The sequence below is a fragment of the Pseudaminobacter soli (ex Zhang et al. 2022) genome (assembly GCF_014595955.1).
GTDB lineage: Bacteria > Pseudomonadota > Alphaproteobacteria > Rhizobiales > Rhizobiaceae > Kumtagia > Kumtagia pseudosoli.
Window position 1 is genome coordinate 41,122 of record NZ_JABVCF010000014.1, and the last position, 24,821, is coordinate 65,942.

21 protein-coding genes are annotated in these 24,821 nt (G+C 63.4%); 3 read left to right on the plus strand and 18 right to left on the minus strand.

What is annotated here, in order from left to right:
- Window positions 1-10: 10 nt before the first annotated feature.
- The 7 genes from HUI96_RS23045 to HUI96_RS23075 form a co-directional block, all read right to left on the minus strand.
- Entirely contained in the window at window positions 11-430 is a 420-nt protein-coding gene (locus tag HUI96_RS23045) for a diol dehydratase small subunit (RefSeq protein WP_188257058.1), read from the minus strand.
- Window positions 427-2,694, minus strand: coding sequence for a propanediol/glycerol family dehydratase large subunit (locus HUI96_RS23050; RefSeq protein WP_188257059.1), 2,268 nt, complete (start codon window positions 2,692-2,694; stop codon window positions 427-429). The genes HUI96_RS23045 and HUI96_RS23050 overlap by 4 nt, the downstream gene beginning before the upstream one ends.
- 58 nt (window positions 2,695-2,752) lie before the next feature.
- Window positions 2,753-2,914: a hypothetical protein gene (locus tag HUI96_RS23055; RefSeq protein WP_188257060.1), complete on the minus strand. Its 162-nt coding sequence runs from the start codon at window positions 2,912-2,914 to the stop codon at window positions 2,753-2,755.
- Window positions 2,911-3,963, minus strand: a complete 1,053-nt coding sequence (locus HUI96_RS23060) for an ABC transporter ATP-binding protein (protein ID WP_188257061.1) — start codon at window positions 3,961-3,963, stop codon at window positions 2,911-2,913. Before HUI96_RS23060 ends, HUI96_RS23055 begins: the two co-directional genes overlap by 4 nt.
- A 26-nt stretch (window positions 3,964-3,989) precedes the next feature.
- Window positions 3,990-4,808, minus strand: a complete 819-nt coding sequence (locus tag HUI96_RS23065; RefSeq protein WP_188257062.1) for a carbohydrate ABC transporter permease — start codon at window positions 4,806-4,808, stop codon at window positions 3,990-3,992.
- A gap of 7 nt (window positions 4,809-4,815) precedes the next feature.
- Window positions 4,816-5,739 carry a carbohydrate ABC transporter permease gene (locus HUI96_RS23070; protein WP_237684320.1) on the minus strand — a complete coding sequence of 308 codons (924 nt, stop codon included), beginning with the start codon at window positions 5,737-5,739 and terminating at the stop codon, window positions 4,816-4,818.
- A 75-nt stretch (window positions 5,740-5,814) separates the two neighbouring features.
- The gene (locus tag HUI96_RS23075) at window positions 5,815-7,203 is read right to left on the minus strand and encodes an ABC transporter substrate-binding protein (protein WP_188257064.1); all 1,389 of its coding nucleotides are present in this window, start codon (window positions 7,201-7,203) and stop codon (window positions 5,815-5,817) included.
- A gap of 470 nt (window positions 7,204-7,673) precedes the next feature.
- On the opposite strand from HUI96_RS23075, the gene HUI96_RS30105 reads away from it, so the two are divergent.
- Window positions 7,674-8,516: a LuxR C-terminal-related transcriptional regulator gene (locus tag HUI96_RS30105; RefSeq protein ID WP_188257065.1), complete on the plus strand. Its 843-nt coding sequence runs from the start codon at window positions 7,674-7,676 to the stop codon at window positions 8,514-8,516.
- A 277-nt stretch (window positions 8,517-8,793) separates the two neighbouring features.
- Window positions 8,794-8,916: a hypothetical protein gene (locus HUI96_RS29940; RefSeq protein ID WP_273033209.1), complete on the plus strand. Its 123-nt coding sequence runs from the start codon at window positions 8,794-8,796 to the stop codon at window positions 8,914-8,916.
- A gap of 28 nt (window positions 8,917-8,944) precedes the next feature.
- Here HUI96_RS29940 and mnhG read toward each other — a convergent pair whose 3' ends face one another.
- The 10 genes from mnhG to HUI96_RS23130 form a co-directional block, all read right to left on the minus strand.
- Window positions 8,945-9,346 (minus strand): monovalent cation/H(+) antiporter subunit G, encoded by a 402-nt coding sequence (mnhG, locus tag HUI96_RS23085; protein ID WP_188257066.1) that lies wholly within the window; start codon window positions 9,344-9,346, stop codon window positions 8,945-8,947.
- A complete protein-coding gene (locus HUI96_RS23090; protein WP_188257067.1) occupies window positions 9,343-9,624 on the minus strand; it encodes a K+/H+ antiporter subunit F in 282 nt (93 codons plus the stop codon). Before HUI96_RS23090 ends, mnhG begins: the two co-directional genes overlap by 4 nt.
- Window positions 9,621-10,106, minus strand: a complete 486-nt coding sequence (locus HUI96_RS23095; protein ID WP_188257068.1) for a Na+/H+ antiporter subunit E — start codon at window positions 10,104-10,106, stop codon at window positions 9,621-9,623. The genes HUI96_RS23090 and HUI96_RS23095 overlap by 4 nt, the downstream gene beginning before the upstream one ends.
- A complete protein-coding gene (locus HUI96_RS23100; RefSeq protein ID WP_188257069.1) occupies window positions 10,103-11,749 on the minus strand; it encodes a monovalent cation/H+ antiporter subunit D in 1,647 nt (548 codons plus the stop codon). The genes HUI96_RS23095 and HUI96_RS23100 overlap by 4 nt, the downstream gene beginning before the upstream one ends.
- Complete coding sequence (locus HUI96_RS23105; RefSeq protein ID WP_188257070.1) at window positions 11,746-12,084, minus strand: Na+/H+ antiporter subunit C; 339 nt, start codon at window positions 12,082-12,084, stop codon at window positions 11,746-11,748. Before HUI96_RS23105 ends, HUI96_RS23100 begins: the two co-directional genes overlap by 4 nt.
- Window positions 12,084-14,978, minus strand: coding sequence for a monovalent cation/H+ antiporter subunit A (locus HUI96_RS23110; protein WP_337918601.1), 2,895 nt, complete (start codon window positions 14,976-14,978; stop codon window positions 12,084-12,086). The genes HUI96_RS23105 and HUI96_RS23110 overlap by 1 nt, the downstream gene beginning before the upstream one ends.
- Window positions 14,979-15,430: 452 nt before the next feature.
- Window positions 15,431-16,789: a glutamine synthetase family protein gene (locus tag HUI96_RS23115; RefSeq protein ID WP_188257167.1), complete on the minus strand. Its 1,359-nt coding sequence runs from the start codon at window positions 16,787-16,789 to the stop codon at window positions 15,431-15,433.
- Window positions 16,790-17,075: 286 nt separating this feature from the next.
- Window positions 17,076-18,998 (minus strand): ABC transporter permease, encoded by a 1,923-nt coding sequence (locus HUI96_RS23120; RefSeq protein ID WP_188257072.1) that lies wholly within the window; start codon window positions 18,996-18,998, stop codon window positions 17,076-17,078.
- A complete protein-coding gene (locus tag HUI96_RS23125) occupies window positions 18,998-20,023 on the minus strand; it encodes an ATP-binding cassette domain-containing protein (RefSeq protein ID WP_188257073.1) in 1,026 nt (341 codons plus the stop codon). Before HUI96_RS23125 ends, HUI96_RS23120 begins: the two co-directional genes overlap by 1 nt.
- An 80-nt stretch (window positions 20,024-20,103) precedes the next feature.
- A complete protein-coding gene (locus HUI96_RS23130) occupies window positions 20,104-21,051 on the minus strand; it encodes an ABC transporter substrate-binding protein (protein ID WP_188257074.1) in 948 nt (315 codons plus the stop codon).
- Window positions 21,052-21,232: 181 nt separating this feature from the next.
- Between HUI96_RS23130 and HUI96_RS23135 the strand changes: the two genes are divergently transcribed.
- Complete coding sequence (locus HUI96_RS23135) at window positions 21,233-21,937, plus strand: response regulator (RefSeq protein ID WP_188257075.1); 705 nt, start codon at window positions 21,233-21,235, stop codon at window positions 21,935-21,937.
- Here HUI96_RS23135 and HUI96_RS23140 read toward each other — a convergent pair.
- Window positions 21,934-24,819, minus strand: coding sequence for an ATP-binding protein (locus tag HUI96_RS23140; protein WP_210320292.1), 2,886 nt, complete (start codon window positions 24,817-24,819; stop codon window positions 21,934-21,936). The two genes, HUI96_RS23135 and HUI96_RS23140, sit on opposite strands and share 4 nt — an antisense overlap.
- Window positions 24,820-24,821 lie beyond the last annotated feature (2 nt).

A 24,821-nucleotide genomic window follows, 5' to 3' on the forward strand; every position in this document is an offset into this window, starting at 1 on the left:
CCTTTCAAATTCAGTAGCGACGGCGGAAGAGATTGCGGCGGCCGTAGACGGCGACCGCCTCTTCGATCAGCGCGGCGATGGCATGGGCGCCATAGTCGCGGCGCAGCATCTCCGCGCGCTCGGAAAGCAGGCTTGGATCGGTCAGACGCCCCGGCCGCATCATCTCGTAGGTTTCGAGGATGATGTCCTGCGGGACGTCGACCAGTTCGGCAGCTCGTTCGAGGTTGAGCGCCAGCCGGTCGCGGCCGGCGGCACGGGCGATATTGGCCTGCAGCCGCAGCACCTCGGCCGAGATGCGGATTTCAGCCGGGCCGACCTGGCCGGAGACGACGGCGTCGAGCGTCAGGCGTTCGAGCGGCATGCCGGATGCCGAAACGGCCGCTTCCGGCGCCTTCTCCGCGATCGGATAGAGATCGAGCGGGCTGTTCATGCCGATGTCCCCCCCTGGCCGATGCTCATGGCAAGGCCGAGCGGCGGCGCGTCGGCGATCACGAGGCCCGTCTCGATCGCATAGAGCATGGCGATACGAACGTGGTGGCGCGCGCCCAGCGCCTGGCCGTCCACCGGCACGATGATCGGCTCCGGGGTCTGGCCGCGCGCGTAGAGCGCCGCATTACGGCCCATGGCCCGGTAGTGCTCGAGCGTCGTCACCGGCGCGTTGGAGAAAAGCTCGATGTTCATGTGCGGCAGCCGGTCGGCGCGATGGATCACCGCCGTCCCCTTGCCCTGGATACCGATGCCGTAACCGGACCCCGACAGGCGTGCAGCCGTCAGCCCGAGGAACGACGTGTCCGCGGTATGGCGGATGCGCACCAGTCGGGGTACGCCGCCGCCTTCCCGAATCCCTTCCGTCAGCGCCAGGACGACGTCAATGAGGTCGTGCCCGGCCGTGGTCTGGGTCAGCTCGTTACCGAAGGCAGGGCTGAGCCCGACGACCACTTCGTGCGGATCGGAGCCCTTCTGCGCCTCGCCCTTCGGGACCAGCCATGGCGCGGCTGTCGGGTCGACGCGCCGTTCGCGCTCCAGCACGCCAGCGCGCGTCTGCAGGTCGCGCACGCTGCGCACCGCCTGCCAGCGCGCATCGGACATGCGGTAGCCGCTGCCTGGGCCGCGATAGTCGTTGGGATCGTTCAGCGCACTGATCACCTTGCCGTCGCGCAGGATGGCCGATGTCTGCAGATAGTCTCCCGAAATCCGCTGCCGCAGCATCATGAGCAGGTTCTCGGCCTCCTTCGCAAAACCGCGTCGCTCAAGCGCGCGCACCACGTCCAGCGCCGTCAATCCGCGGTCGCGAATGGCTCCGCTGATGCGCGCCACCTCGCCGGGCGAAAAACTCTCGGTCTCCTGTGAGCCCGAGGCTGCCGCCACCGAGAGCATCCAGGCTTCGGGAACCTTGGCCAGCCCGAGTTCGTCGAAGACGGCCGCGATCGCGCGGATCGCATGCATGCGCAGTTCGCGCATGTCGCCTTCCTGGATGGGCGTCAGGCCTCCGTCCGCCTCGAAATCGCGCTGCAGCGCCAGGAAATCCTCGATGTCCTCACCGTTGAACAGCGAGGGATTGAAGGTGTTGTCGTATTTGCGGATCGAGCCGAAACCGGAGCAGATCAGGTCGGAGCCGGCCAGCAGGTAGGGCGTGATCTTGGCCCCGACCCTGATCTCCGACTCGCTGATGCGCGTGTCGTTGCCCGACGCGCATTCCAGGCCAAGCCAGACCGCTATGAGGTTCTCCGCCATAAGCTCGCGCATCCCTCCCGCCATGGAGACGGTCAGAGGAGCGCCGTCGATGCCGCCGTTCTGGGTGCCCTGCACGCCCATGGCGCGCTGCAGGCACAGGCATCGCGCTTCGAGGTAGAGCACCGACTGGCGCTCGTGGAAGCCCATCAGCAATTCCGCCGAAGCACCCGAGGTGCAGCGGGCCTTGATCCCGCGCGACGCATAGGCGGCCGTCAGAAACGCCTTCGACCAGGGCGTGTCGTCGCCATCCACGAAGGCCGGCTCGGTGCCGTAGACGGAGACCGTTTCGGCATAGGACGTGAAGCCGGCCATGCCGATCCTGAGTTCTTCCGCCTCCTCAATCGAACACTGGAAGAGCACGCCGCCCCGGCCGACCGCGGCGCCTACTGCGCAGGCCATCGCATTGGCCCACGAGTTGGACGCCACCCGCATCGTCGTCTCGACTTCATCGAACCCCAGCGCGACGGCGACCGCCGCATCCGCCGCAAGCTGGAGCGGGTCGTCCTTGGCATTGGTGACGTGGGCCTGATTGCCGGGCGTGCGGCGCTGCCGCATCTTCGAATAGGCGAAGGTGATCTCCAGGGACGACATCATGGAAACCACGGAGACAAGCTTGGCCGGCGTCATGCCCCGCGCCAGCCGTTCGAGCCGCTCGCGCGGCACGTTTATGTCGACCAGCATCCGCGCCACCTCGGCCGGATCCATGGCCATGGCCTCGTCGATCACATCGAGATCGAGGTGGTGCGCGGCGATGAAGGCGTCGAGTATGTCGAACTCGGCTTCCAGCTTGCCGTCGATTTCCACGACGCGGCCGTTCTCGACCTGGGCCGACGGCGCCGGATCCCACGGGCTATGGAAGGTCGCGAAGCCGGCCTCCGAATCCTCCACGGCGAACTGGTCCCGACGCAGCGGCCGCGAGTCCCACTCGTCGAAACGACGCCAACGTGGTGCCGAAGTCATCGTTCTCCTCCCTTGCACGAGTCTCGTCGCTACGCCTGTACGCGCCTGAGGCGGGCAATCAGAACCATCGCAACCAGACGAGTTGGATGACGATCAGTACGATTACGTCCCAGAAGATGATTTCGCCGACCGTGAACCATTTGCGTCTCCGGTTAACCTGCCAGAGGCCGATCCACACGATCGCGGCCAGCAGCAGCGGAACGAAGCTTGCGACCGTCATCGCAGCCTCTCCCCGGAGCGGGCATCGAAATAGTGCAGCGCTTCCTTCGGGAAGCGCAGGCCGACCGGCTGTCCGGGCTCGATCGCGTCACAATTGCTCTGGGTCCGCAGGGTGACCGAATTCCCGCGGTTCTGGAATATGAGCAGCGTGTCCGGCTCGATCGCTTCCTTGACGTCGACCGTAAGCGTCACCGAAGAGGTCGTCGCATGGTCGGCCAATTCGATCTGCTCCGGCCTGATTCCCAGCATCAGGGGACCATCGGCGCAGTCCACGGCGCACGCGATGTCGCCGGCGCGGAACACTCCGCCTTCCACCATCCCGTCGATCGTGTTCATCGCCGGGCGGCCCATGAACTCCGCCACGAAGCGGTTCGCCGGTCGCCGGTAGATTGTGCGGGGCTCATCGAACTGCACCAGCTTTCCATCCCGCAGCACGGCGATGCGCGTGGCGAGCGTCATCGCCTCCTCCTGGTCGTGGGTGACGAACACGAAGGTCTTGTCGAGTTTCCTGTGCAGCCGGTTGAGCTCCGTGCGCATGTGCAGGCGCAGAAGGGCGTCGAGGTTCGAAAGCGGCTCGTCCATCAGACAGATGGCCGGCTCCCACACGAGCGCGCGCGCGACTGCGACGCGCTGGGCCTGACCGCCGGAGAGTTGCGCCGGTTTGCGATGCAGGTAGTCTCCGATGCGCAGCAGGTCGGCGACCTCCTTAACCAGGCGCTCGATCTCGGGTGCGGCGACTTTGCGGATGCGCAGCGGGTAGGCGATGTTCTCGAACACGCTCTTGTGGCTGTAGAGCGCATAGTTCTGGAACACCATGCCGATGTCGCGGAAACGCGGCGGCAGGTCGGTGATGTCCTTTCCACCGATCTCGATACGGCCGCCGGACGGCGCCTCCAATCCGGCAAGCAGCCGGCACGCGGTTGTCTTGCCGGAGCCGGAAGGGCCGAGCAGAACGATGAACTCGCCGAGGTCGAACTCGAGGTCGAGCCGGTCGAGCGCCGTCGTTCCGTCGGGGAACCGCTTCGTCACTTCCTTGAAAGAGACAGCCATCGAGAAACTCCGTCAGTGTAGCCGTCTCAGCCCTTGACCGCGCCGAATGTCAGGCCGCGAACGAGGTGCTTCTGGACCAGAAAGGTGAAGACGAGGATGGGCAATGTGGCGACGACCGCGACGGCAGCGACCTGCCCCCACAAGGTTCCATGCGGGGTGATCAGGCCAGGGATACCGACGGTCAGCGGCCTTCCCTCGAACGCGACCAGTATGAAAGCGTAGAGGAACTCGTTCCACGACAGGATGAAGCAAAGCACGGCCGTCGCGGCGAGACCGGGTGCGGCCAGAGGAACGATGACACGCACGAAGGCGCCGAGCCTTGAGCGGCCGTCCATCATTGCCGCCTCGTCGATCTCCTTCGGGATCTCGGCGAAGAAGCCTCGCATCATCCATACCACGAGCGACAGGTTGAAGCTCGTATGTGCGATGACCACGGCATAGACCGTGTCGGTCAGCCCGAGCGTCGTGAAGAACAGGAAGAGCGGCACCGCTATCGAGATCGGCGGAGCCATCCGTGTCGTCAGGAAGAAGAAGAAAAGATCTTCCTTGCCGGCGAAATCAGAGCGGGCGAACACGTATGCCGCCGGCGCCCCGATGACGACCGACAGCACCGTCGATCCCAGCGAGATGATCAGCGAATTGAAGACGAGAGGCAGATAGTCCTTGTCGATGAAGACGGCGGGATAGTTGCTCAGCGTCGGGGTGAAGAGCCAGCGCGGCTCCGGCGACAGGATGTCCAGCCGTCCCTTGAAGGATGTCAGGAGCATCCAGACATAAGGCGTCAGCGCAATGATCAGCACGCAGGCCAGGACACCGATGGCGAGGATCTTGTAGGATCTGTTCATCTCGCGCCTACTGCCTTTCCGCCGACGACTTCCAGTACACGGCCTTGTAGAAGATCGAGCACAGGATCAGCACGACGAGGTAGACCATGAACGAGACCGCGGCCCCGTAGCCGAGGTTCCAGTTCTTGAAGTTGACCCGGTAGGCGTAGATGGAGAGCAACTCGGACACGGTACCGGGCCCGCCTCCGGTCATGATGAAGACCTTGTCGAATTCTTTGAACGCGTCGATGCCGCGCAGCAGCAGGACCAGCGCGATGATCGGGCGCAGCAGCGGAAGCATTATGTCGACGAACTGACGCCACGGCCCCGCGCCGTCCATGGTCGCGGCCTCGAACGGCGTTTTAGGCAGGCTCATCAGGCCGGCCAGGATGATCAGCGTCACGAAGGGCGTCCATTGCCACACGTCGATGGCGATGATCGTCGGCATGACCAGCCCCGGCGAAGAGAACACGGCGCTCGCCTGCGAAAGAATGCCGAGCTTACGCAAGTAGTACGTGACCATGCCGAAATCGCCCTGCAGCAGCAGGCGCCAGATGAGCCCAACCGCGACGGGCGCCAGCATCATCGGCACGAGCAGCAGGGTGGTCAGAAGCCGCTGCCGCTCGATGAACCGCCAGATCAGCCAGGCGAGCGCAAAACCGAGCACGAACTCGATCGTGACGCTGACGACGACGAAACGGATCGTCAGCCAGAAGGAACTCCAGAAGATCTGGTCGTCCCGCATCAACTTCCGGAAATTATCCAGTCCGACGAACGCGCCCTTCTGGTCCGGATTGGCGAAGCTCAGGTCGGTCATCGCCGTGTAGGCCATGTAGTAGAAGGGACCCACCAGGAAGACGACGACGAGCAGCGTCGCCGGCAGCATCAGCGGCAGGGATGCGCCGCGATCCAGCAGGAATCGCCCGCGCGACTGTTGGTTCATAGTTTTCATGGCGGCCACGGCTGGTTCCCGTGAGATGCCTTCGGGCTCTCACGGGAAGAGGGTATCAGGCTCGGCAGTTCGAGCTCACTGGACGGGATATTTCATCGGCGCGCACGAGCCGAGCAGTTCGGAGATCTCCTTCGCCGACTGGTCGAGCGCCTCCTTCGCGGATTTCTCGTCAGCCAGATAGGAAGACAGTTCGCGCACGAGGATGTCGGTCATCTCGCTCGACTGCGGCAGCGTCGGCTTCGGCTTGGCGACCTCGTTGGAGTCCATCGACGCCTTCGCATAGGGCAGCTTCTGCACATCGGCGGAGGCATAGACGTCAGGACGCGCGGTCGCGCCACCGTTGAGGTGCTGGTGGAGTTGCTGGTCGTAGTCCATCATCCACTGGATGAAGAGGTACGCCGCTTCCTTGTTCTTCGAAGATGTCGGGATGAGGTAGGTCCAGCCTTCGACCTGGGCCACCTTGCCACCCTCGCCTTGCGGCACGATGTCGAAACCCATCTTGCCGACCACGGTCGAAGCCGCCTCATCGACCGCGACCGCATAGGTGGCGTCGTTCCACATGATCAACTCGGCAACGGTGCCTTGCTGCATCAGGGCCATCACGTCGTCCCAGAAATAGTTCAGCGTATCCGGCGGCGAGAACGCCATCAGGCTCTTGTAGTATTCGGTAGCCGCGATGGCCTGCGGGCTGTTGACGATCACCGGGCCGCATTCGGAGCCGGCTTTCACCTCCAGCATGTCGCCGCCGTGGGAGTACAAGAAGTTGAGCCACTCGTACCATAGGGCTTCGTGGCGCTTGCCCTGCAGCGCGGTCCCGTAAAGCCGCTCGTCCGGACGCGTGAACCACTCCGCGATGTCGCGGTACTGCTTCCAATCCTTGGCCGGCGCTAGGTCATAGCCATACTTGGCTTTGAAACCTTCCTGTTCCTTCGGGTCCGAAAGCAGGTCCGAGCGGTACCACATGTACATGGTCAGCGCGGTGAACGGAAAACCGTAGGGCTTGCCGTCATACCAGGAGATCTCCTTCCACAGGCCCTGGTAGAGCTGTTCCTCGGGCTTGAACTTGGGGTCCCGCAGCTCTGCCGATCCCATGAAGGCTTCGACCGGCTCGACATGGCCGTTGGTGACGAACTTGCCGAGCTCTCGATGCGGCTGGATGATGAAATCGTAGCGGCCGCGCTTCGAATTGAGGTCGAGCATCACCTTGCTGACGGCCTCGGAGTGTTCGTACATCTCGATCTCGACGGTGATGCCGGTTCGCTTCTCGAACTCGGGCGCGAGCTTCTTCATCGCTTCCAGCGGCGGCAGGGCCTCGCCGATGGTCCTGATTGTCGCTCCCTTGTAGGGGGCGGCCGCTTCCTCGAGCGACCAGGCACTCGCCTCCACCACCGCTCCAAACGCAAGGACGCCGCCCAAAGCCACCGTCGCTGCTGTCTTCCGTATCGACCAATTGTATCGAAGCATCGGATTCCCCTATCGTTGGTTGTTCTTACGTTCTGCGGATCGAGGTCTGGCTCACAGCTTCCCACCAAAATCCAACATCCGCGGCAGCGCACGCGCGCAAAGAGCGCGATGATGCGAAGCCTGCACGCAGAAAGCAGCCGGCTCTCGGGCTTCGCGGGCGCAATTCAAGAGCGAAATACAGGCAAAGTCACGGCCCGTGAACAACTCGTCTCCTCCCTGCGCGAAGGCGGGTTCTCCTCCCCTGCTCTTCCTGGCGCATGTCGATCGGACCACCCATAAAGGTCGCCTTCGATCATATGAGCGGGAATTACCTTCATATGCACTTGACGAACGCGTCAGCTTCGACAACGCAATGCGGAGGCATATTCCACAAACTCACCTAATCTTATAAGTGTGCCCATGATTGTGGGATATTTCCTAATCAGGATAATCTAAAAGGCATATCCCTTTTGTTATAGGAAAGGTCCGAGGTGACGGAGGAAAACGCCGAGGCCGCATCCGGCAAACGACTGCTTTCACAGCCTGAGTGGTATTCCGCTCTCGGAGAAACGCTGTCGCGCGCGGGAAGCCCGACCTTTGCCGAAACGCTCGCGGCCACGCTTAGCCGCCTCGCTCCGTTCGATTACACGGTGACGTTCGGCTACAGCGGATCGGGCATCCCGGTATGCCTCCACCACACATTCGCGCCCCGGCAGTTCGACATCCACGTGCGGGAATATGAGATCGGGCCGTATCTTCTCGATCCCTTCTACAAGGCATCAGCCAATGGCATCCGATCGGGTCTGCACCGGCTGGCCGACCTTGCGCCGGATCAGTTCTACAAGAGCGAATACTACAAATCCTACTATGTGCAGACGGGGCCGGTCGATGAGATCGCCTTCTTCATTCCGGGCAACGAGCACTGGACCATCGTCACTTCGCTGATGCGTGCGCCAAGCCGACCGGCCTTCTCCGCGCATGACTTGCGAACGCTTCGGTGCGTCGAGCCGTTGATCAGGCGCATCGCGAAGGCACATTGGCGCACGGACGAGCGCCTGAGGGGCGCCAGCCCCGTGCAGGACGAGAAGGAAGTGTTGCGCAGGACAGTCCAGGAAGCCTTGCAACTTCGCGGGATGCCCGCCTTGACCCCGCGCGAACTCGAGGTCGTCGGTCTGGTTCTCGAAGGTCATTCCTCCGAGTCGATCTCCAGCCTACTGGGCATTTCCGCAGGCACGGTGCGCATCCATCGCAAGAACATCTACGCGAAGATGCGGATCTCCTCGCAAAGAGAACTGTTCGCGATCTTCATCAGGTCACCGGCGAGAAGCGTCTAGCGCTCGATCATGCCGCGCCGTGGGCGACGCAATGTCGCCCTGCTGTCAGGTTTGACATTCCTGGCCGCCTGTCCATGATGCCGGACGTGATCAAGATTTCACTCCACGGACTTTCCTTCAGGAAGCGACCGCAAATCGGCCGCTAGCCCTGGTTCGACGGAACCGAGTTCCGCCGGGCCAGGGGATGCTTTCCTAGCAACAGAACGTTCCCGAGCATGTCGACCGGGCTGCGCCTGCAGCCGCGGATACGCTCGGGCTCAGCCAGAAGGAATGAAAAATGGCCAAAAGAAAGGGCAATCGGGAAGCCCGCAAGCCGAAGCAAATCAAGGAAAAGAAGGTAGAGGCCAGTTCAGTGTCGGAACTCGGCGCAAGGGCCGCTTCGGCAGGTAAACGGCGGTAAGGTATCCGCTTCGCGGCAACGCGGCCCTTCAAGGGGCGTCGTTGCCGCTCTCTTCTCCGGCGCCCAGGTGTCTCGCTCGGCGCACGACGGAGTGTGGAGGAACCCTCGTGCTGCCCTCCGCGCGTTCGCGGTAGAGAGCAGCGCGGGCCAGCAGCATGAGCGTGACCGGCGTGGTGACCGTTATGAATACGCCGATCAGGACCTCATGCACGACTGGTCGGGATTCAAGCACGGAGAAAAAGATTATCGAAGCCAGCGCGATGGATCCCGTCCCCCAACTTGTCCCGAGAGTGGGCGCGTGCACGCGTTCGAAGAAAGTTCCAAAACGCAGAGTGCCGATCGCGCCGATCAGCGTAAGGGCCGCACCGATCAGCACAAGCACCGCGGTCGCAAGCGCCGCCCAGGTGGGCAAGGCCTCGACGTGCGTCATTCGATCACCTCTCCGCGCATGAGGAACTTCGAAAGTGCGACGCTCGAGACAAAACCGATGACTGCAATCACCAGGGCACCCTCGAAGTAGAGAGAGCTGCCAGTGCGGATGCCGAATGTGAGCACCAGCAACATGGCGCTCACATACAAGGCATCAACGCAAAGGACACGATCCTGCGCGCGCGGTCCGCGGATGAGCCGATACGTATTGCACGCCATAGCGATCACCAGCATGGCCTGCGCGATGCCGACGGACCAGACGAGAATGGCCTCGGTCATTCGAATATCTCCATAAGCAGCGTCTCGTAGCGGTTCTTGATCAGGGCGATCCATTCCTCCTCGGAAACGAGGTCGAGCACATGGATCAACAGGATGTTGGAATCGGAATCGTACTCGATCCATGCGGTGCCTGGCGTGCTGGTGACGATGCAGGCCAGCACGGCCAGTCCGGTCTTGTCGCGTAGCTCCAGCGGAATGGCGACGAAGCCGGACACCCGATCGCACCGGCGGGGATTGAGGATGACGCTCGCAACGGCGATATTGGATCGCAGGATATCCAGCGTCACCACCGCGGTAAGGCGCGGGATGAGTTGCCAACGCCTCAGTCTTGGCTTGGATGGCTCGAGAGCCGCCATGACGCGGGACGCGGCAACTGCGATGATCGTTCCCAGAAGGAGGTGACCGAGCGAGAACGAGTTGAGCAGCAGCCACATCAGGATGAGGCCGGCCGTCAGCAGCGGATAGGGCAGCACGCGGCTCATCTCGGCACTGCCTCGGAGTTGCCCGGCGGCGCAACCGATTCCAGCACGCCTCCGATGTAGCTGGCGGGAATGTGCAGGGAGCGGGCGGCCGCGTCGGTGTAGTTAAGCACCCCTCCGCCCGCGAGAGTCAGGAAAAAGCAGAGCGCTATCAGCATGATGATGGGCGCCACCTCGACCACGAGGACGCGCGGAACGATAAGCTCGAGCGGCGCCCAGAAGGTACGGATGCCGGTGCGCATCATCGCTATCAGCGTAGCCAGGCCGGACAGGATCACCAGCGCTACGAGTACCCACGTCCGGGCGGGGACCTCCATCGGACTTCCCAGCCCGTCCAGATTGATCATGGACGTCAGCATCGCGAACTTGCTTACGAAGCCCGATAGCGGAGGCAGCCCCGCCAGCAACAGCACGACGCACCCGTAGCAGATGCCGAGGACGGCCAGCGCGCCGGGCATGATCACACCCACCTCCGCGGGCTCGTCCTCCTCAAGATCGATCTCATCGCCATAAGCTTCCATGGTGACCGTGAGCAGGTCGGCTCCGGGCTCGCGGGCGCGCTCAACGAGTTCGATCAACATGAACAGAGCGGCGGTGCTCAGCGTCGAACTGACCAGATAGAACAGAGCTCCCGAGACAACCGAGGTGTCGCCCATGCCGACGGCTGCCAGCAGGGTTCCCGACGATACCAGGACGCTGTAACCGGCCAGCCGCCCCATCGCCTGCGAGGCGAGCACGCCGAATGACGCAAAAGCAACGGTCGCCATGCCGCCCGTGAGCAGAACCATGCCGCCGAAGCCCGTCAGTTCCCCTGCCTCGCTGCCGAAGAGGAGCAGCGACAGCCGGAGAAGCACGTAGAAGCCGATTTTGGTGAGCAGCACGAAAACCGCTGCGACCGGGGCCGCGGCTGCCATGTACGCGGACGGCAGCCAGAAGCACAGTGGCCACACGCCGGCCTTGACCAGGAAGGCCACACCCAGGATCGCGGTTCCCGACGCCAGCAGCATCCGGTTATCGGGGGGTACGGTCGGCAGGCGCACCGCGAGATCGGCCATGTTGAGCGTGCCGGTCACCCCGTAGATCATGCTCACGCCGATGAGAAAGAGCAGAGAGGCAGCGAGATTGATCGCGATGTAGTGGAGGCCGGACCGGACCCGAAACATGCCGGATCCATGCAGCAGCAGCCCGTAGGATGCCGCCAGCGTGACTTCGAAGAAAACGAAGAGGTTGAACAGGTCTCCCGTCAGGAAGGCTCCTCCGAGCCCCATCAGGAGAAACTGAAAAAGCGTGTGGAAATGCGGTCCCGCCTTGTGCCAGCGCGCCAGCGAAAAACCGAGCGAGGCAATCGCCAGCACGGAGGTGAGCACCAGCATCAGCGCCGCCAGGCGATCGAGCACCAGGACGATCGCGAATGGCGCCGGCCAACTTCCGATCGCATAGGACCAGGAGAGCGCGTCGTTCCCGACCGGCGTGCCATCTGCGATGCGCATTAGCGCCAGGGTGGCGGCGAAAAGCAGCAGGGTCGACGTCATGCTGATCAGCGCCTTCAGCCCATGGCGCACTTCGTCGATCAGCAGGAGCGCCGCTCCAGTCACGAGCGGCAGCAGGATTGGAACGATGATGAGGTGCCGAGCCCAATCCATCATCGCGACTCCCGTCCGTCGACGTGGTCGCTGCCGGTCAGCCCGCGCGCGGCGAGCAGAACCACCAGGAAAAGCGCGGTCGTCGCGAAGCCGATCACGATGGCGGTCAGGACGAGCGCCTGCGGAACCGGGTCTGTATAACCAGCCTCGAGCGCGCCTTCCGCCCCCAGCACGGGCGCGGCGCCGACGCGAAGGCGGCCCATGCTGAAGATGAACAGGTTGACCGCATAGGAAAGCAGCGAGAGCCCGATGATCACCTGGTAGGTGCGCGGACGCAGGAGCAGCCAGACGCCAGACCCGGTAAGAACGCCGATGGCAATGGAGAGGGTAAGTTCCATCACTGGCGCTCCTCGATGCGGGCGGCGCGCGGCCTGCGGATCGATTGGTGAGCGATAGCGATCAGCATGAGCACCGTGGCGCCGACCACGAGCGTGAACACGCCGAGATCGAACATGGCCGCGCTCGCCAGCGGCACCTTCCCCACGAAAGGCAGGTCCGCGTAGCGGAAGTAGGACGTCAGGAACGCATCCCCGAGCAGCAGTGAGGCGAGGCCCGTGAGGGCTGCCAACAGAAGGCCGCCGCCAATCCAGACGACCGGAAGGATCCGCAGCCTGCTCTCGATCCAGATGGTCCCCGCCGCCATGTACTGGAGGATGAAGCCCGCGGCCATTGCCACACCGGCGGCAAATCCTCCGCCCGGCGCATCGTGGCCGCGCAGCAGGAGATAAGCGGCGAGGACGATGGTCACCGGAAACATCCATTGCATGATCACCGACGGCACGAAAAGATAGTCCGCCTCGGTCGCTCCGGGCTTCCGGTCTGGCTCAGCTTCGTCGAAGGAGCGCTGGATCAGTTGCTGCTCCGGCAACTCGATGCTGTCCGGAGCCGGGCGGAACCGACGCAGCAGGGCAAAGACCGTCACGGCCACGATGCCGAGCACGGTAATCTCACCCAGCGTATCGAAGCCGCGGAAGTCGACGAGGATCACGTTGACCACATTGCGTCCGCCACCTTCGCTGTATGCCTTCTCGACGAAGAAGTCGGCGATGGACTCGGGCGGCGTGCGCGTCATGATTGCATAGGCCACTGCCGACATGCCCAATCCTGCGACGACGGAGAGCGAGAGGTCGCGCCAGCGGCGAAGCCGTGCAAGCATCCCGCTCGGCTCGGCCAAGTCTTGAGAGCGCTTGGGCAGCCACCGCAGTCCGAGCAGGATGAGCACCGTGGTCACGATCTCGACGACGAGTTGGGTCGCCGCGAGATCCGGAGCCGATAGCCAGACGAAAGTCACGCAGGTCACAAGACCCGTACCGCCCAACAGAACCAGCGCCGCGAGACGATGGAACTTCGCCTGATGGGCCGCCGCGACCGCGCAGGCCATGCCGACGGCCCACAGCCCCGCAAAGGCGAAATCCGTTGTCCCAGCCGCGATCTGTCCGAAGCCTAGGCCCGAAAGGAACAAGGGGACTGCGGCCGCGGCGATCGCCGCCGCCACAAGCAGACGCAGTTGAGGCTGCAGGCGTCGCGTGCCGGCTATTTCCTCGATAAGGCGCGCCCCTCGCCATGAAATCGCGACCATCACTCGCTCGAAGATGCGATAGCCGTCGATCCGCCCGATCAGCCACGGTCTGTCGGCGTGCTCGAGGTAGTTCCCCGCGACCAGATAGAGCAAAGCGCCGCCAATCAGCGCGACGAAGCTCATAGCAAGCGGAACCGTGAAGCCGTGCCAGAGAGCCAGGCTGTATTCGGGTGTTTCGGCGCCGAGCACCGACGACACAGCAACATGCAGGAAGGGGCCAATGGTCAGACCCGGGACGATCCCGACCACCAGGCAGGCGATCACGAGGAACATGACCGGGAAGCGCATCCAGAAGGGCGGCTCATGCGGCTCGCGGGGAAAGCTTTCGGGCGGCGCACCGAGGAAGATCGAATGGATAAGCCGCATGGAATAGGTGACGGCTAGCGCGCTGCCGAGCACCGCCGCATAGGGAGCCACCCTGTCCACCCACGAGTCGGCATGCGTCGCCACGGCCTCCGCAAAGAACATCTCCTTCGACAGGAAGCCGTTGAGAAGCGGAACGCCCGCCATGGCCGCGCTGGCCACCGTCGCCAGCGTCCCGGTTATCGGCATGTAGCGAAAGAGGCCGCTGAGCCGCCGCAAATCCCGCGTTCCTGTCTCATGGTCTATGATACCCGCCGCCATGAACAGCGATGCTTTGAAGGTGGCGTGGTTGAGCATGTGGAATATGGCCGCGACCAGGCCGAGCGGACTGCCGAGGCTGAGCAGCAGCGTGATCAATCCGAGATGGCTGATCGTGGAATAGGCGAGCAGGCCCTTGAGGTCCTGCTGGAACATGGCGAGGTAGGCGCCGAGCACCAGCGACGCCATGCCCGCAAGCCCGACGATGGTGAACCACTCAGGCGTACCGGAAAGCACTGGCCATAGCCGGGCCATCAGGAACACGCCGACCTTCACCATGGTCGCCGAATGTAGATATGCCGAGACCGGCGTCGGCGCAGCCATCGCGTTGGGCAGCCAGAAGTGGAACGGGAACTGCGCGCTTTTGGTGAAGGCGCCGAGCAGGATCAGCAGAAGCGTCGGTACATACAGTTCATGGGCTCGTATGGCCTCGCCTGACCGGAGCACGACGTCGAGGTCATAGCTGCCGACGATATGCCCGATGAGGAGCACGCCTCCAAGCAGCGCGAGACCGCCCATGGCCGTTACGGTAAGTGCCATTCTGGCGCCGTCGCGCGCGGCGGGGTTCTGATGCCAATAGCCGATCAGCAGGAAGGAAAAGATGCTGGTCAGTTCCCAGAACACAACCAGGAGGATCAGGTTGCCCGAGAGGACGACTCCGAGCATCGATCCCATGAACGCCAGGAAGAAGAGATAGAAGCGGCGGACCGGATCTTCGGGCGAGATGTAGTAGCGGGTGTAGATGACGACCAGGAACCCGATGCCGCTGACCAGAAGGGCAAAGATCCAGGCGAAACCGTCCATCCTCAGGGTGAAGTCGAGGCCGAGAGAAGGAATCCATTCGATCCGGTGCCGGACGCTTCCCCCGTCCCTTACCGAGGGATAGAGGATGATGGTCAAGACCAGGCAGGCAAGCGTCGTGCTCCCTGCGAGCCAGGTGGCGACGGTGCGCGAATCGGATCGAAGCATGACAGCCACGAGGCCTGCCATGAACGGGAGTGCGAGGATCAAGAGTAGCGGTGAAAGCCCCATCATTCTCCTTGCATCTGCGATTCGCCCATACCGTTCCTTAAGCTGCCGTATCGATTCCGCCAGACGGGGGAAACAAAAAATGCCTGTCAATACGTTGGTTGACGCGAGAATCTCGCGCGACGCAACGCCCCACCCCCTCGACCTTTGCTCTGCGCTCGACGGCGAGAACTGACCGGTATTAGCCCGGAAACTCGTCTGCTGCGCCGGCTGACACGCTGGAACGCACGCGTCGCACAGCGAGTTGGAACGGTGCCAAGGCGGAGATGCCTGGCCGGAGGAGACGCGCAGCCGGAGAGAGCCGGCCACTGCCGAACGTGGTGGCGCCGATCACATCCAGCGGTCTGTTCCTGCTGGAATGTGTCGACGATCACCCTGGCAATGCAGTGCGCCGAGGAGACAGCAGCCTCGGCACCAGTCTCATCGCAAATGTGGAACTACGACCCCAGTTCCGACTAGACGATCTCCAGGTAGGCAGCGAACTCGTAGTCGGTGACCTGCTCGGTAAAGCCGGCGATCTCCTGCCTCTTGCAGGCGACCATCATCTCGATCAACTGCCGGTCAAAGATCTGATCCGTGCTGGTACCTCTAGCGAATGCATCGACCGCCTGGCCCCACTCCGCAGGTATGCGGGACAGAGTCAGGTTGCTGTAGGCATCCCCGCTCACCGGATCCGGGGGCGTCCACTCGCCGCGTATACCGAGCAGCGCGCCGCCCAATATGGCCGCCAGAACGAGATAGGGATTGGCGTCCGCGCCGGCGACCCGGTGTTCGATGCGCCGCGCTGCCGGGCTGCCGCCGGGAATGCGAATGGCCGCGGTCCGGTTCTCGTAACCCCAGGCAACCGACACCGGAGCGTGGGTGCGCGGCCGCAGCCGCCTGTAGGAATTGTAGTGCGGCGCGAACACCAAGGTCATCTCGGCCATGCTGCGCAGCAGCCCTGCCACGGCGTTTCGCATCACCGGCGATCCCTGATCGCTGCCGTCGTCGAAGACGTTGCGACCTTCCTTGTCGACGAGGCTGAAATGGACATGCATGCCGCTGCCGGAACGCGTGCCGTACGGCTTGGACATGAAGGTTGCGGCAAGGTTGTGCCTGCGCGCCACTCCCTTGACGATACGCTTGAGAAATATCGCGTCATCGGCGGCGGCGAGCGCATCGTCACGATGCAATAGATTGATTTCGAACTGGCCGATCCCGTTTTCCGCCACAGCAGCGTCGGCAGGCACGCCCTGGCGTTCGCATTCCGTGTAGATGTCGGAGAAGAAGTCGCCGAAATCGTTGAGTTCATCGATCGACAGGATGGCGTCCGAATCGAGACGCTTCATGGTGTAGGGAGAGATCGGCGGCAGCGCGCTGTCGGATTCCGGGTCCACCAGGTAGAATTCGAGCTCGGTGGCGACGACCGGCTTGAGACCGAGCTTTTCGTACTCCCTCACGACAGCCGCCAGCGCCTGCCGGGGATCCGCCAGGAATGGCGTGCCGTCCTCATGAAACATCCAGAGCGGCACCAGGGTGCTCGGCCTCGACGTCCAGTTGATCGGGATCGGGCCTCTACCGGTGACGTTGCAGATCCCGTCTCGGTCGCCAATGGAATAGATGTTCTGGCCGGTGGCTATATCCTCGCCCCAGATGTCGACCCCGACGATCGACAGAGGCATGCGGACATTCCCCGATAGTACTTTTTCGGTCCGTTCCAGCGGAAGCCGCTTGCCGCGCAGAATACCGTTCAGGTCACATATTACCGCCTGTATACTCTCCGGTTCTTCCGCCAGGCGTGGGCTGACCGTGTCTCGCGAACTGGACTGTAAAATTTGCCTCTCCTGTCACAGTTGATCCTCTTCTAAATTGATCAGCTTCAGGAGGAGATGGCAACAGCCGGACCGCTCGCGTCGCCGTGGCTGGGCTTCCGGATACCGCCTGCGGATCGAAGAACCCGCTAGGATTGGAAGCAGTTGCTGGAGGAGGAGCAGCCCCGCCCGTCTATTTACCCTGCGAAAGGCCGCGGGAAGAGGAACTCCCCATCCCCTTTAGGAGGCATGCCAGGCGCGGCATGTCGCCAGGGGGCCGCGAGTGCCGCGGCATCCCCCAGCGAAGCGTTCAGATCCCAAGCCTTTGCTTCCGCTCGGCGGACCAGCGCACGAGTAGATGATCCGCCATCAGGCCGATGAACGCGACTGCGAAGCCGAGCACGAGGCCCTTTCCAACGTCAGTCGACGAAAGCGCGCGCTGCATTTCCTGGCCGAGGTCCTGCGTGCCAATGAACGCGGCAATGATGACCATGAAGAGCGAAAACATGATCGACTGGTTCGCGCCCACCACCATGGTGGGCAACGCGAGCGGCAGTTCGGCATGAATCAGCCGCTGCCAGCGCGAGGCGCCCGACATGGAGGCGGCCTCGACGATCTCGGCGGGCACATTTCGCAGGCCTTCTACCGTGTAGCGGACGATCGGCACCGTGGCGAAGACCACGACAGCGGCAATGACGGCCACGTCGTTCACACCGAAGAGCATGATGACCGGTATCAGGTAGATGAAGCTTGGAAAGGTCTGGAACGAGTCGCAGACCAGGAGCAGACGCTCTGCGCGTGCGGCACGCCTTGCTCCCCAGAGGCCGAGCGGCACCCCGATCATGATCGCAAGCACCACTGACACCGTCACCATGTAGATGGTGATCATGGCCCTGTCCCACCAGCCGGAGAGCGCGATCGGGATGATGAAGGCAAGGCTCACCAGTGCGGAGCGCAGTCCGCCGATGGCCCAGCCGACCGCGGCGAGGAAGAGCAGGACCGTCACGTAGGGCAGCCAGAGGAAGGCATCGCGCATCGGGATGAGCACCCAGGTGATCAGGAACCAGCGCAGCCAGTCGGTGACGGGAATCGCTGCACGGACGAAGACGTCCATCGCAGCGTCAATCGGCCCGGCAATACTCAACGCCTGATTGCGCTTCACCTCGACGAAATAGGGATCCCAGGCCGCCAGCGCGAAGGCGAGCGCCGTGGGGACAGCCCAGACGAGGAGCAGCCGATGGCGTTCGAGCCAGCTAGCGCCCGCTTCATTGTGTTCGGGCTGTCGCAGCGCCCACGCCCTGGACAGCCGGTCCAGCAGGATGGCGAGAAGGACGATGGTGATTCCGATCTCGGCGGAGAGGCCGATCTTCAGCGCCTGCAGAAGCTGCAGGAGCTTTTGGCCCAATCCCGGCATGCCGATGAAGGAGGCGAGCACGACCATGGCCAGGCACTGCATGATGACCTGGTTCACGCCGATCAGGATCTCCGTCCGAGCGGATGGAAGCCGGACCCGGGTCATGAGCTGCAGCCGGGTCGCTCCGCTCATCTGGCCGCTCTCGATGATCTCTGGCGAGACCTTGCGCAGCCCGAGCAAGGTCATGCGGATCATCGGAGGAACGGAAAAGATGATCGTAACGATCGCGCCCGCCTTGGGTCCGATTCCGATGAAGACGACGACCGGGATCATGTAGGCGAAGTGGGGCAGCGACTGCGCGACGTTGAGGATTGGGTTCAGCACCCGCTCGACAGTTGCGGATCGCCAGGCAAGGATGCCCATGGTCAGCCCAAGCGCCACCGAGAAGGGCGCCGCGACGACGATGACCGACAGCGTCTCCATCGCCCATTTCCACTGACCCATCACGGCGATCCAGACGAAGGTTCCCGCCGAGAACACCGCAAGCCGCCAGCCCGAGAGCGCATAGCCCACCGCCCCTGCCGCAACGGCAATCACCGTCCACGGGATCGGGCCGAGATGGGGCCAGCGGCTCTTGCCATAGAGGAGGTTCGCGGTGACATCGAGACAGAACTCGACCAGATCGGAGAAAGCCCGCGTCAGGCTCATCAGCCCGAGGTCCTCCTGCACGAAGACGAAGATCGAGTTGATCCAGTGCGCGAAGGGCAGGACCAGCCATTCCGGCGGGCGATGAAGCGCCTGCGGCAGCACGGACTGCGCCGCCGCGAGCACGACGGCCAGGGCCAGCAGAACCGGCCATGCCGAGAGTCGTGCCGGCATTACGCCTCTCCACCGAAGAGGAGTTCGACCGCGCGCGACTTGTCGAGTCCGCCGACCGGGCGCCCCTCGCCCGTGACGACCGGGATCAGGTTGCGCGGATCGCAGACGAGTTGGTGCGCGAGTTCACGCAACGTTTGGTGGGCCAGCACAGGCGGACCTTCGAGCATGCGGCCTGCTGGCAACTCCGCCAGCGCACCGGCTCGGATGACGCGGCCGCGATCGATCGCCGACGTGAACTTCGCGACATACTCGCTTGCCGGGGCCATCACGATGCGCTCCGGGGTGTCGCACTGTTCGACCGCGCCGTCCTTCATGATGGCTATCCGGTCGGCGAGCCGAAGCGCCTCGTCGAAATCATGGGTGATGAACACGATGGTCTTTGCGACCATGGATTTCAGCCGCAGGAACTCGTCCTGCATCTCGCGCCGGATAAGCGGGTCGAGCGCCGAGAAGGGCTCGTCGAGAAACCAGATGTCGGGCTCGACCGCGAGCGAACGGGCGATGCCGACGCGCTGCTGCTGGCCACCTGAAAGCTCGCGCGGGAAGTAGTCTTCGCGTCCCTTCAGGCCGACCAGTTCCATCATCGCCCGTGCGCGGGCGAGTCGGGTCGCGCGGTCCTGACCGCGCATCTCGAGCGGAAAGGCCACGTTCTCGATGGCCGTGCGATGCGGCAGCAGCCCGAAGCTCTGGAACACCATGCCCATCTTGGCGCGGCGCAACTGGATGAGCTCCGCTTCGGTCATGGCGCCGATGTCGCGTCCCTCGACCATGACTGCGCCGCTGGTGACATCGACCAATCGCGCAAGGCAGCGCACCAGCGTGGATTTGCCGGAGCCCGATAGGCCCATGACGACCAGCATCTCGCCGCGACGCACCGAAAGCGAGACATCCCGGACGGCCGCGATATAGCCAGTGCTCCGCAACTCCTCGGCGGTGGTAGCGGACGTAAGGCGGAGCTTCTCGGCCCCTTTGCCAAAAACCTTCCAGACATTGTGACAGGAAATAACGACGTCCGCCTCGCTCACGCGGGACTCCCTTGAAAGCTCCCACCCGGACAAGCCGGGTGGGCACGTGACGACTGGGTCACCGAATTTGGCGGGAGAGTTCATTCGGTCCAAGGCTTCCAGACGGCCTCGTTCGCCTTGAGCCAGGCGGCTGCGGCGTCCTCGGGCTCCATCCCGTCGACGTCGACGAGCTTCGCCATCTCGGCGATCTGCGGATTGGTGAAGGTGACCTTCTGCAGCGTCGCATAGGCCTTCGGCCACTTGTCCTTCATGCCGGTCCAGGCGGCGATCTTCAGGTAGCCGTCGGCCGGGTTGCCGCAGTCGTAGACCTTGTCCGCATGCGGACCGACCTTCGGATCCTTGTCGCAGCCCTCTTCCCATTTCGGGAACTCGACGAACTCGCCGGGCCAAACGGCTTCGGCAAAGTTGGGCGTCCAGTTGAACACCACAATCGGTGTCTTGTTCTTCTCGGCGGCAGCGATCTCGGCCCACAGAGCGGCGGCGGAACCGGCGTTGACCACGACGAAATTCATGCCCAAGGCATCGACCTTCTCCTGGTCGTGCTTCAGCCAATCCACTGGACCGCCAAGGAAACGGCCCTTCTCGCCGGTCTCGGGCGTAGCGAAGGCCTTGGCGCATTCGTTCAGCGCCTTCCAGTCCGGCAGGCCGGGACAGGCCTCCTTGGTCCACGTCGGATACCACCAGTCCTCGCGAGTGATGGCATTGTGGGTGGCGACGTCCTCGATGCCGCCCTTTTCCAACGCCGCTTGGAACGATGCGCCGAATGCGCCTTCCCACACCTCGACCTCGAGGGTGGCATCACCCAGGCGCACCGCCTCGTAGACTGCTTGGCTGTCCGTGGAAACATATTCGACCGAGTTGCCCAGCCCTTCGAAGATCTGGCCAATGGCGTGGCTCATGACGATCTGGCTCGACCAGTTGTGGATCGGAATGACGATCGCATCGGAGGAATCCTCCGCGCGGAGCGTTGTGGCCGGAAGGATCGCCATCGCAGCAGTCGTCGCGAGCGCGAGAAGCATTCTCTGCATTCTGTGTGTTCCCCTCTTGATTATCGCCCGGGCCGATCCGGACGCCTCGGAAAATCGGAATTCTCCGAGCGGCGATGCTAGGGAAGAGTTGTGAATGCGTCAGACAGGTCCCGTGAACGGACTGGATAAAGTTGTTACAGAATATTAACAGAAGGAACGAATTGCCGCGGGGGAACGGTGCATGCAACCAGGCTCGGCCCATATCGTCATCATCGAGGATGATCCGGTCACGCGCCTGGCGCTCGCGGGATATTTCGAATCGTTCAGCTACCGCGTCAGCGAATGTTCGGGCGCCGAACAGGCCGAGAAAGTCCTCGCCCAGGACACTGCCGACCTGCTGATCGTCGACATCAACCTTCCAGGGAAGGACGGGCTGGAGATCACGCGTGAGCAGCGGGCGCGCTCGGAGATCGGCATCATTCTGCTCTCGGGGCGGACCGACGACGTCGACCGCATCGTGGGGCTGGAACTCGGGGCCGACGACTACGTTTGCAAGCCCTTCAATCGCCGGGAGTTGCTGGCCCGGGCGAAGAACCTGTTGCGCAGGACAGCCGCGATGCGACAGTTCGCTCGCCGAACCGTGCACTTTGCAGGCTTCTCCTTCGATACAGCGTCACGCCAATTGATCGGCCCGGAGGGCGAGGTGATCACGCTTACCCAAGCCGAGTTCAAGCTTCTGCGGGCGCTGGTTCTCAACCCCGGAATCATCATGGACCGAGACCGGCTTCTCGCCACCTTCACCCACCGCCAGAACGGCACCAATTCGCGGACGATCGATGTGATGATCAAGCGGCTCCGCGCAAAGCTGGGCGACGACACTCGGGCCCCGAAAATAATCGAGACGTCGCACGGCGAGGGATATGTCTTCACAGCGCAGCTTAGCTAGCGAGTCGCATCCTCAACCAGTTGCCTCTCGGCGCAGTCGAGCGCGCGCTGAGCGACCAGTATGAGTTCAGGCAGGGCCGCAACTTCGCGCGCGACACCGTCACGGTCGCCGCTATCGGCGCTACGGCAAATCCGGCCCAGGTGCTCGACCAGATCGGGAAAATCGAAGTTGCCGATCGCGCCCTTCAGTTGATGCGCCCGGCGCGACAGGCGCGCCATGTCGCCGGCTGCCATTGCCGCGGCGATCGCCTCGCCCTCGGAGTCGAGGCGGCTCCGCATCAGCCGAACGAGGTTCAGCGTACGCTCGGGACCGAGGTCCTGAAGCGTCTGCAGCACTGCGTCGACCGGCACCTCTTCCCCCGCAGAGGCGGCGATCCAGCGGGTCAACTCGGCTGCGAGCCTTTCCGGCTCTATCGGTTTCGGCACCACCGCGTTCATACCAGCCTGCAGGCAATTCGAAATGTCCTCCGGCTGGACGTGGGCCGACACGCCTATGATCGGAAGGCCGGATAGTCGCGCGTCCTCCATCGCGCGGATGCGCCGTGTCGCCTCGATCCCCGAAATGCCGGGCAAGTTCACGTCCATGAGTACGAGATCGAAATCCCTTTCGTTCAGCAGGACCAAGGCCTCCCCGCCGGTCCCGGCAACGGTTCCCCGCTGTCCCACGCTTTCCAGGTATGCAAGCACGACCTCCTGATTGACCGCGTGATCCTCGACGACCAGGATCGAAGCGCCCGTTGGAGGCAGGATCGGCGCGGACGGCTGGTCTGCTTCTTCGTCTCGGGACGCGACGGGAAGGCGGAGCGAGAGGGTGAACACCGACCCAACACCGGGCGTGCTTTCGACGGACAGGCTGCCGCCGATCAGTTTCGCCAGCCGGCGCGAGATGGTCAGACCGAGGCCCGTCCCGCCGTGGCTGCGGGCCGTGCTGTGGCTTTCCTGCTCGAAGGGCTCGAAGATCCGGCCCAGCGCCTCTGCCGAAATACCCCTGCCCGTATCCTCCACGATGAAGCGCTGGCCCCACCCCTCCCCCGCGGGTTCCGCCTCGGCGCGGATGGTGACGCGGCCGACATCGGTGAACTTGACCGCATTCGAAACGAGGTTGAACAGGATTTGCCGGATCTTGCCGATGTCTCCCTCATAGACGGGCAGCCGCGGGTCGAGGTCCTGGCAGATAAGGTCAAGTCCCTTCTCCTCGGCGACCGGGGCCATCAGCAGTGCGATATCATGCGTCACATCCCCCAGGCGGAAGCGCAGGACGTGCTGTTCGGCGAGGCCGCTCTCGAGCTTGGAGTAATCCAGGATGCTGTTGAGGATGCTCATCAGGCCCTTGCCGGAGGACAGCGCCGCTTCGAGTTGGGTCACTTGGCGTTCGGTCAGATTATCGCGCGACAGACTCCGCAGCATGCCGAGTACGCCATTCATCGGCGTGCGGATCTCATGGCTCATCATGGCGAGGAATTCCGATTTGGCACGGTCGGCGGCCTCCGCCCTGTGTCGTGCGGCGTCGTGCGCGGCGACCTCACCGCGAAGCTGTTCGGTCCGTTCATCGACCAACCGCTGCAACTCGCTGCGGTGCGCGCGCAGTTCGTCCAGATGGCGCTCCCGTTCCGACTGGAGTTCACGATTGGCGATGGCCTGTCGCCGGAATACCTCGACCGAGGCGGCCATGCGGGCGATCTCGTCGCTTCCCCCAGGTATCACAGGTGCGCCGAGGTCTCCCTCTGCCAGCCGGGTCATTGTTGCCGAGAGAGCGTCCAGCCGCCGCACGATATTGCCGCGGATGTAGGTCCAGATGACACCGAGCGAGACGATCAGCGCCAGGAGCGAGGCGGAGAGATAGAGCCGCTGCGTTGCGCGGATGGCCGCGTCGGCTGTTTCTCCGGCCAAAACGGCACTGGCCTGGATCCTGTCGGCCAGCGCCGCCGCCTCGACATCGAGCTTTGCCGCCGCCCGCTGGACTTCGCTCTGCGCAGCTTCGATTTGCCCGGTCAGGGTCAGGATCGACCCCGTCACCGCAAAGAGGTTCGCGGAGTTGGGAGATGGAACCGGGCCAAGCCCGACCGTGCGCAGCAGTGAAAGTGCCCTCTGTGCACGGCTTGGGTCCTTCACTCCGGCCAAGCGGCGGGCCATGATCGCAGCGCGGCGCTCCAGTTCTTCGCGCAGCGAGGCGAGCGCCTCGGCCGTGCCTACGCTGGCCACCCGGTTGAGCAGAAGCCCCGTCTCCGATGCCTGCGCGCGCAATTCGAACATCAGGCCCAGTTGAAAGAGATCGACCTCGATCAGCCAATCGAGTGCATCGAGCCGATCCGTGACGTCGCTCTCGGAACTCTCCTCCATTTCATACAGATTCGAGATCATGGCCGAGGTACCCATCTGGGCGTTGGCGACCAGCGTGTCAGCGATGTCGGTCAGTTCCTTGGTCGCATCGATGCTCTGCTGAAGCCGCTCTTCTTGCCTCCGAATGAGGTGAAGCCGCTGGCGAACAAGCTGGTCGAGCCTCATGATCGCGGCACGAACCTCCTGCTCGGCTTTGAGGGCGCCCGCGACATCGCTCTGCGCACCCGTTTCATAGCGCCGAAGCCGCTCGCGCAAGGCATCCACTTTCGCGACGAGGTAGGCGGTCCGCTCCGACCGCGCAGCCTCGTTGCTGACGGAGGCAAGTTCCGGAGCTACGGCCACAAGGCGGCTCGTTTCGTCTGCAACGCCCCGCACCTCGGCAATTGCAGGAATGGCTTCAGTCACCACAGCCGTCTGGTTGCGCGCGGCATCGCGCAACTGAAACCAGCCCAGCAGGCCGGAGCCGGCCGGAAACGCGACAATCACGAGGAAGGCGACGAGCAACCTTCCCCCGAGACTCGACTTGAAGAAGATCTTCCGCAAAC

Bases quoted from the DNA above. Each gene is read 5' to 3' on its own strand.
- HUI96_RS23045 (WP_188257058.1), bottom strand. From the start codon at position 430: ATGAACAGCCCGCTCGATCTCTATCCGATCGCGGAGAAGGCGCCGGAA.
- HUI96_RS23050 (WP_188257059.1), bottom strand. From the start codon at position 2,694: ATGACTTCGGCACCACGTTGGCGTCGTTTCGACGAGTGGGACTCGCGG.
- HUI96_RS23055 (WP_188257060.1), bottom strand. From the start codon at position 2,914: ATGACGGTCGCAAGCTTCGTTCCGCTGCTGCTGGCCGCGATCGTGTGG.
- HUI96_RS23060 (WP_188257061.1), bottom strand. From the start codon at position 3,963: ATGGCTGTCTCTTTCAAGGAAGTGACGAAGCGGTTCCCCGACGGAACG.
- HUI96_RS23065 (WP_188257062.1), bottom strand. From the start codon at position 4,808: ATGAACAGATCCTACAAGATCCTCGCCATCGGTGTCCTGGCCTGCGTG.
- HUI96_RS23070 (WP_237684320.1), bottom strand. From the start codon at position 5,739: ATGAAAACTATGAACCAACAGTCGCGCGGGCGATTCCTGCTGGATCGC.
- HUI96_RS23075 (WP_188257064.1), bottom strand. From the start codon at position 7,203: ATGCTTCGATACAATTGGTCGATACGGAAGACAGCAGCGACGGTGGCT.
- HUI96_RS29940 (WP_273033209.1), top strand. From the start codon at position 8,794: ATGGCCAAAAGAAAGGGCAATCGGGAAGCCCGCAAGCCGAAGCAAATC.
- mnhG (WP_188257066.1), bottom strand. From the start codon at position 9,346: ATGACGCACGTCGAGGCCTTGCCCACCTGGGCGGCGCTTGCGACCGCG.
- HUI96_RS23090 (WP_188257067.1), bottom strand. From the start codon at position 9,624: ATGACCGAGGCCATTCTCGTCTGGTCCGTCGGCATCGCGCAGGCCATG.
- HUI96_RS23095 (WP_188257068.1), bottom strand. From the start codon at position 10,106: ATGAGCCGCGTGCTGCCCTATCCGCTGCTGACGGCCGGCCTCATCCTG.
- HUI96_RS23100 (WP_188257069.1), bottom strand. From the start codon at position 11,749: ATGATGGATTGGGCTCGGCACCTCATCATCGTTCCAATCCTGCTGCCG.
- HUI96_RS23105 (WP_188257070.1), bottom strand. From the start codon at position 12,084: ATGGAACTTACCCTCTCCATTGCCATCGGCGTTCTTACCGGGTCTGGC.
- HUI96_RS23110 (WP_337918601.1), bottom strand. From the start codon at position 14,978: ATGGGGCTTTCACCGCTACTCTTGATCCTCGCACTCCCGTTCATGGCA.
- HUI96_RS23120 (WP_188257072.1), bottom strand. From the start codon at position 18,998: ATGCCGGCACGACTCTCGGCATGGCCGGTTCTGCTGGCCCTGGCCGTC.
- HUI96_RS23130 (WP_188257074.1), bottom strand. From the start codon at position 21,051: ATGCAGAGAATGCTTCTCGCGCTCGCGACGACTGCTGCGATGGCGATC.
- HUI96_RS23135 (WP_188257075.1), top strand. From the start codon at position 21,233: ATGCAACCAGGCTCGGCCCATATCGTCATCATCGAGGATGATCCGGTC.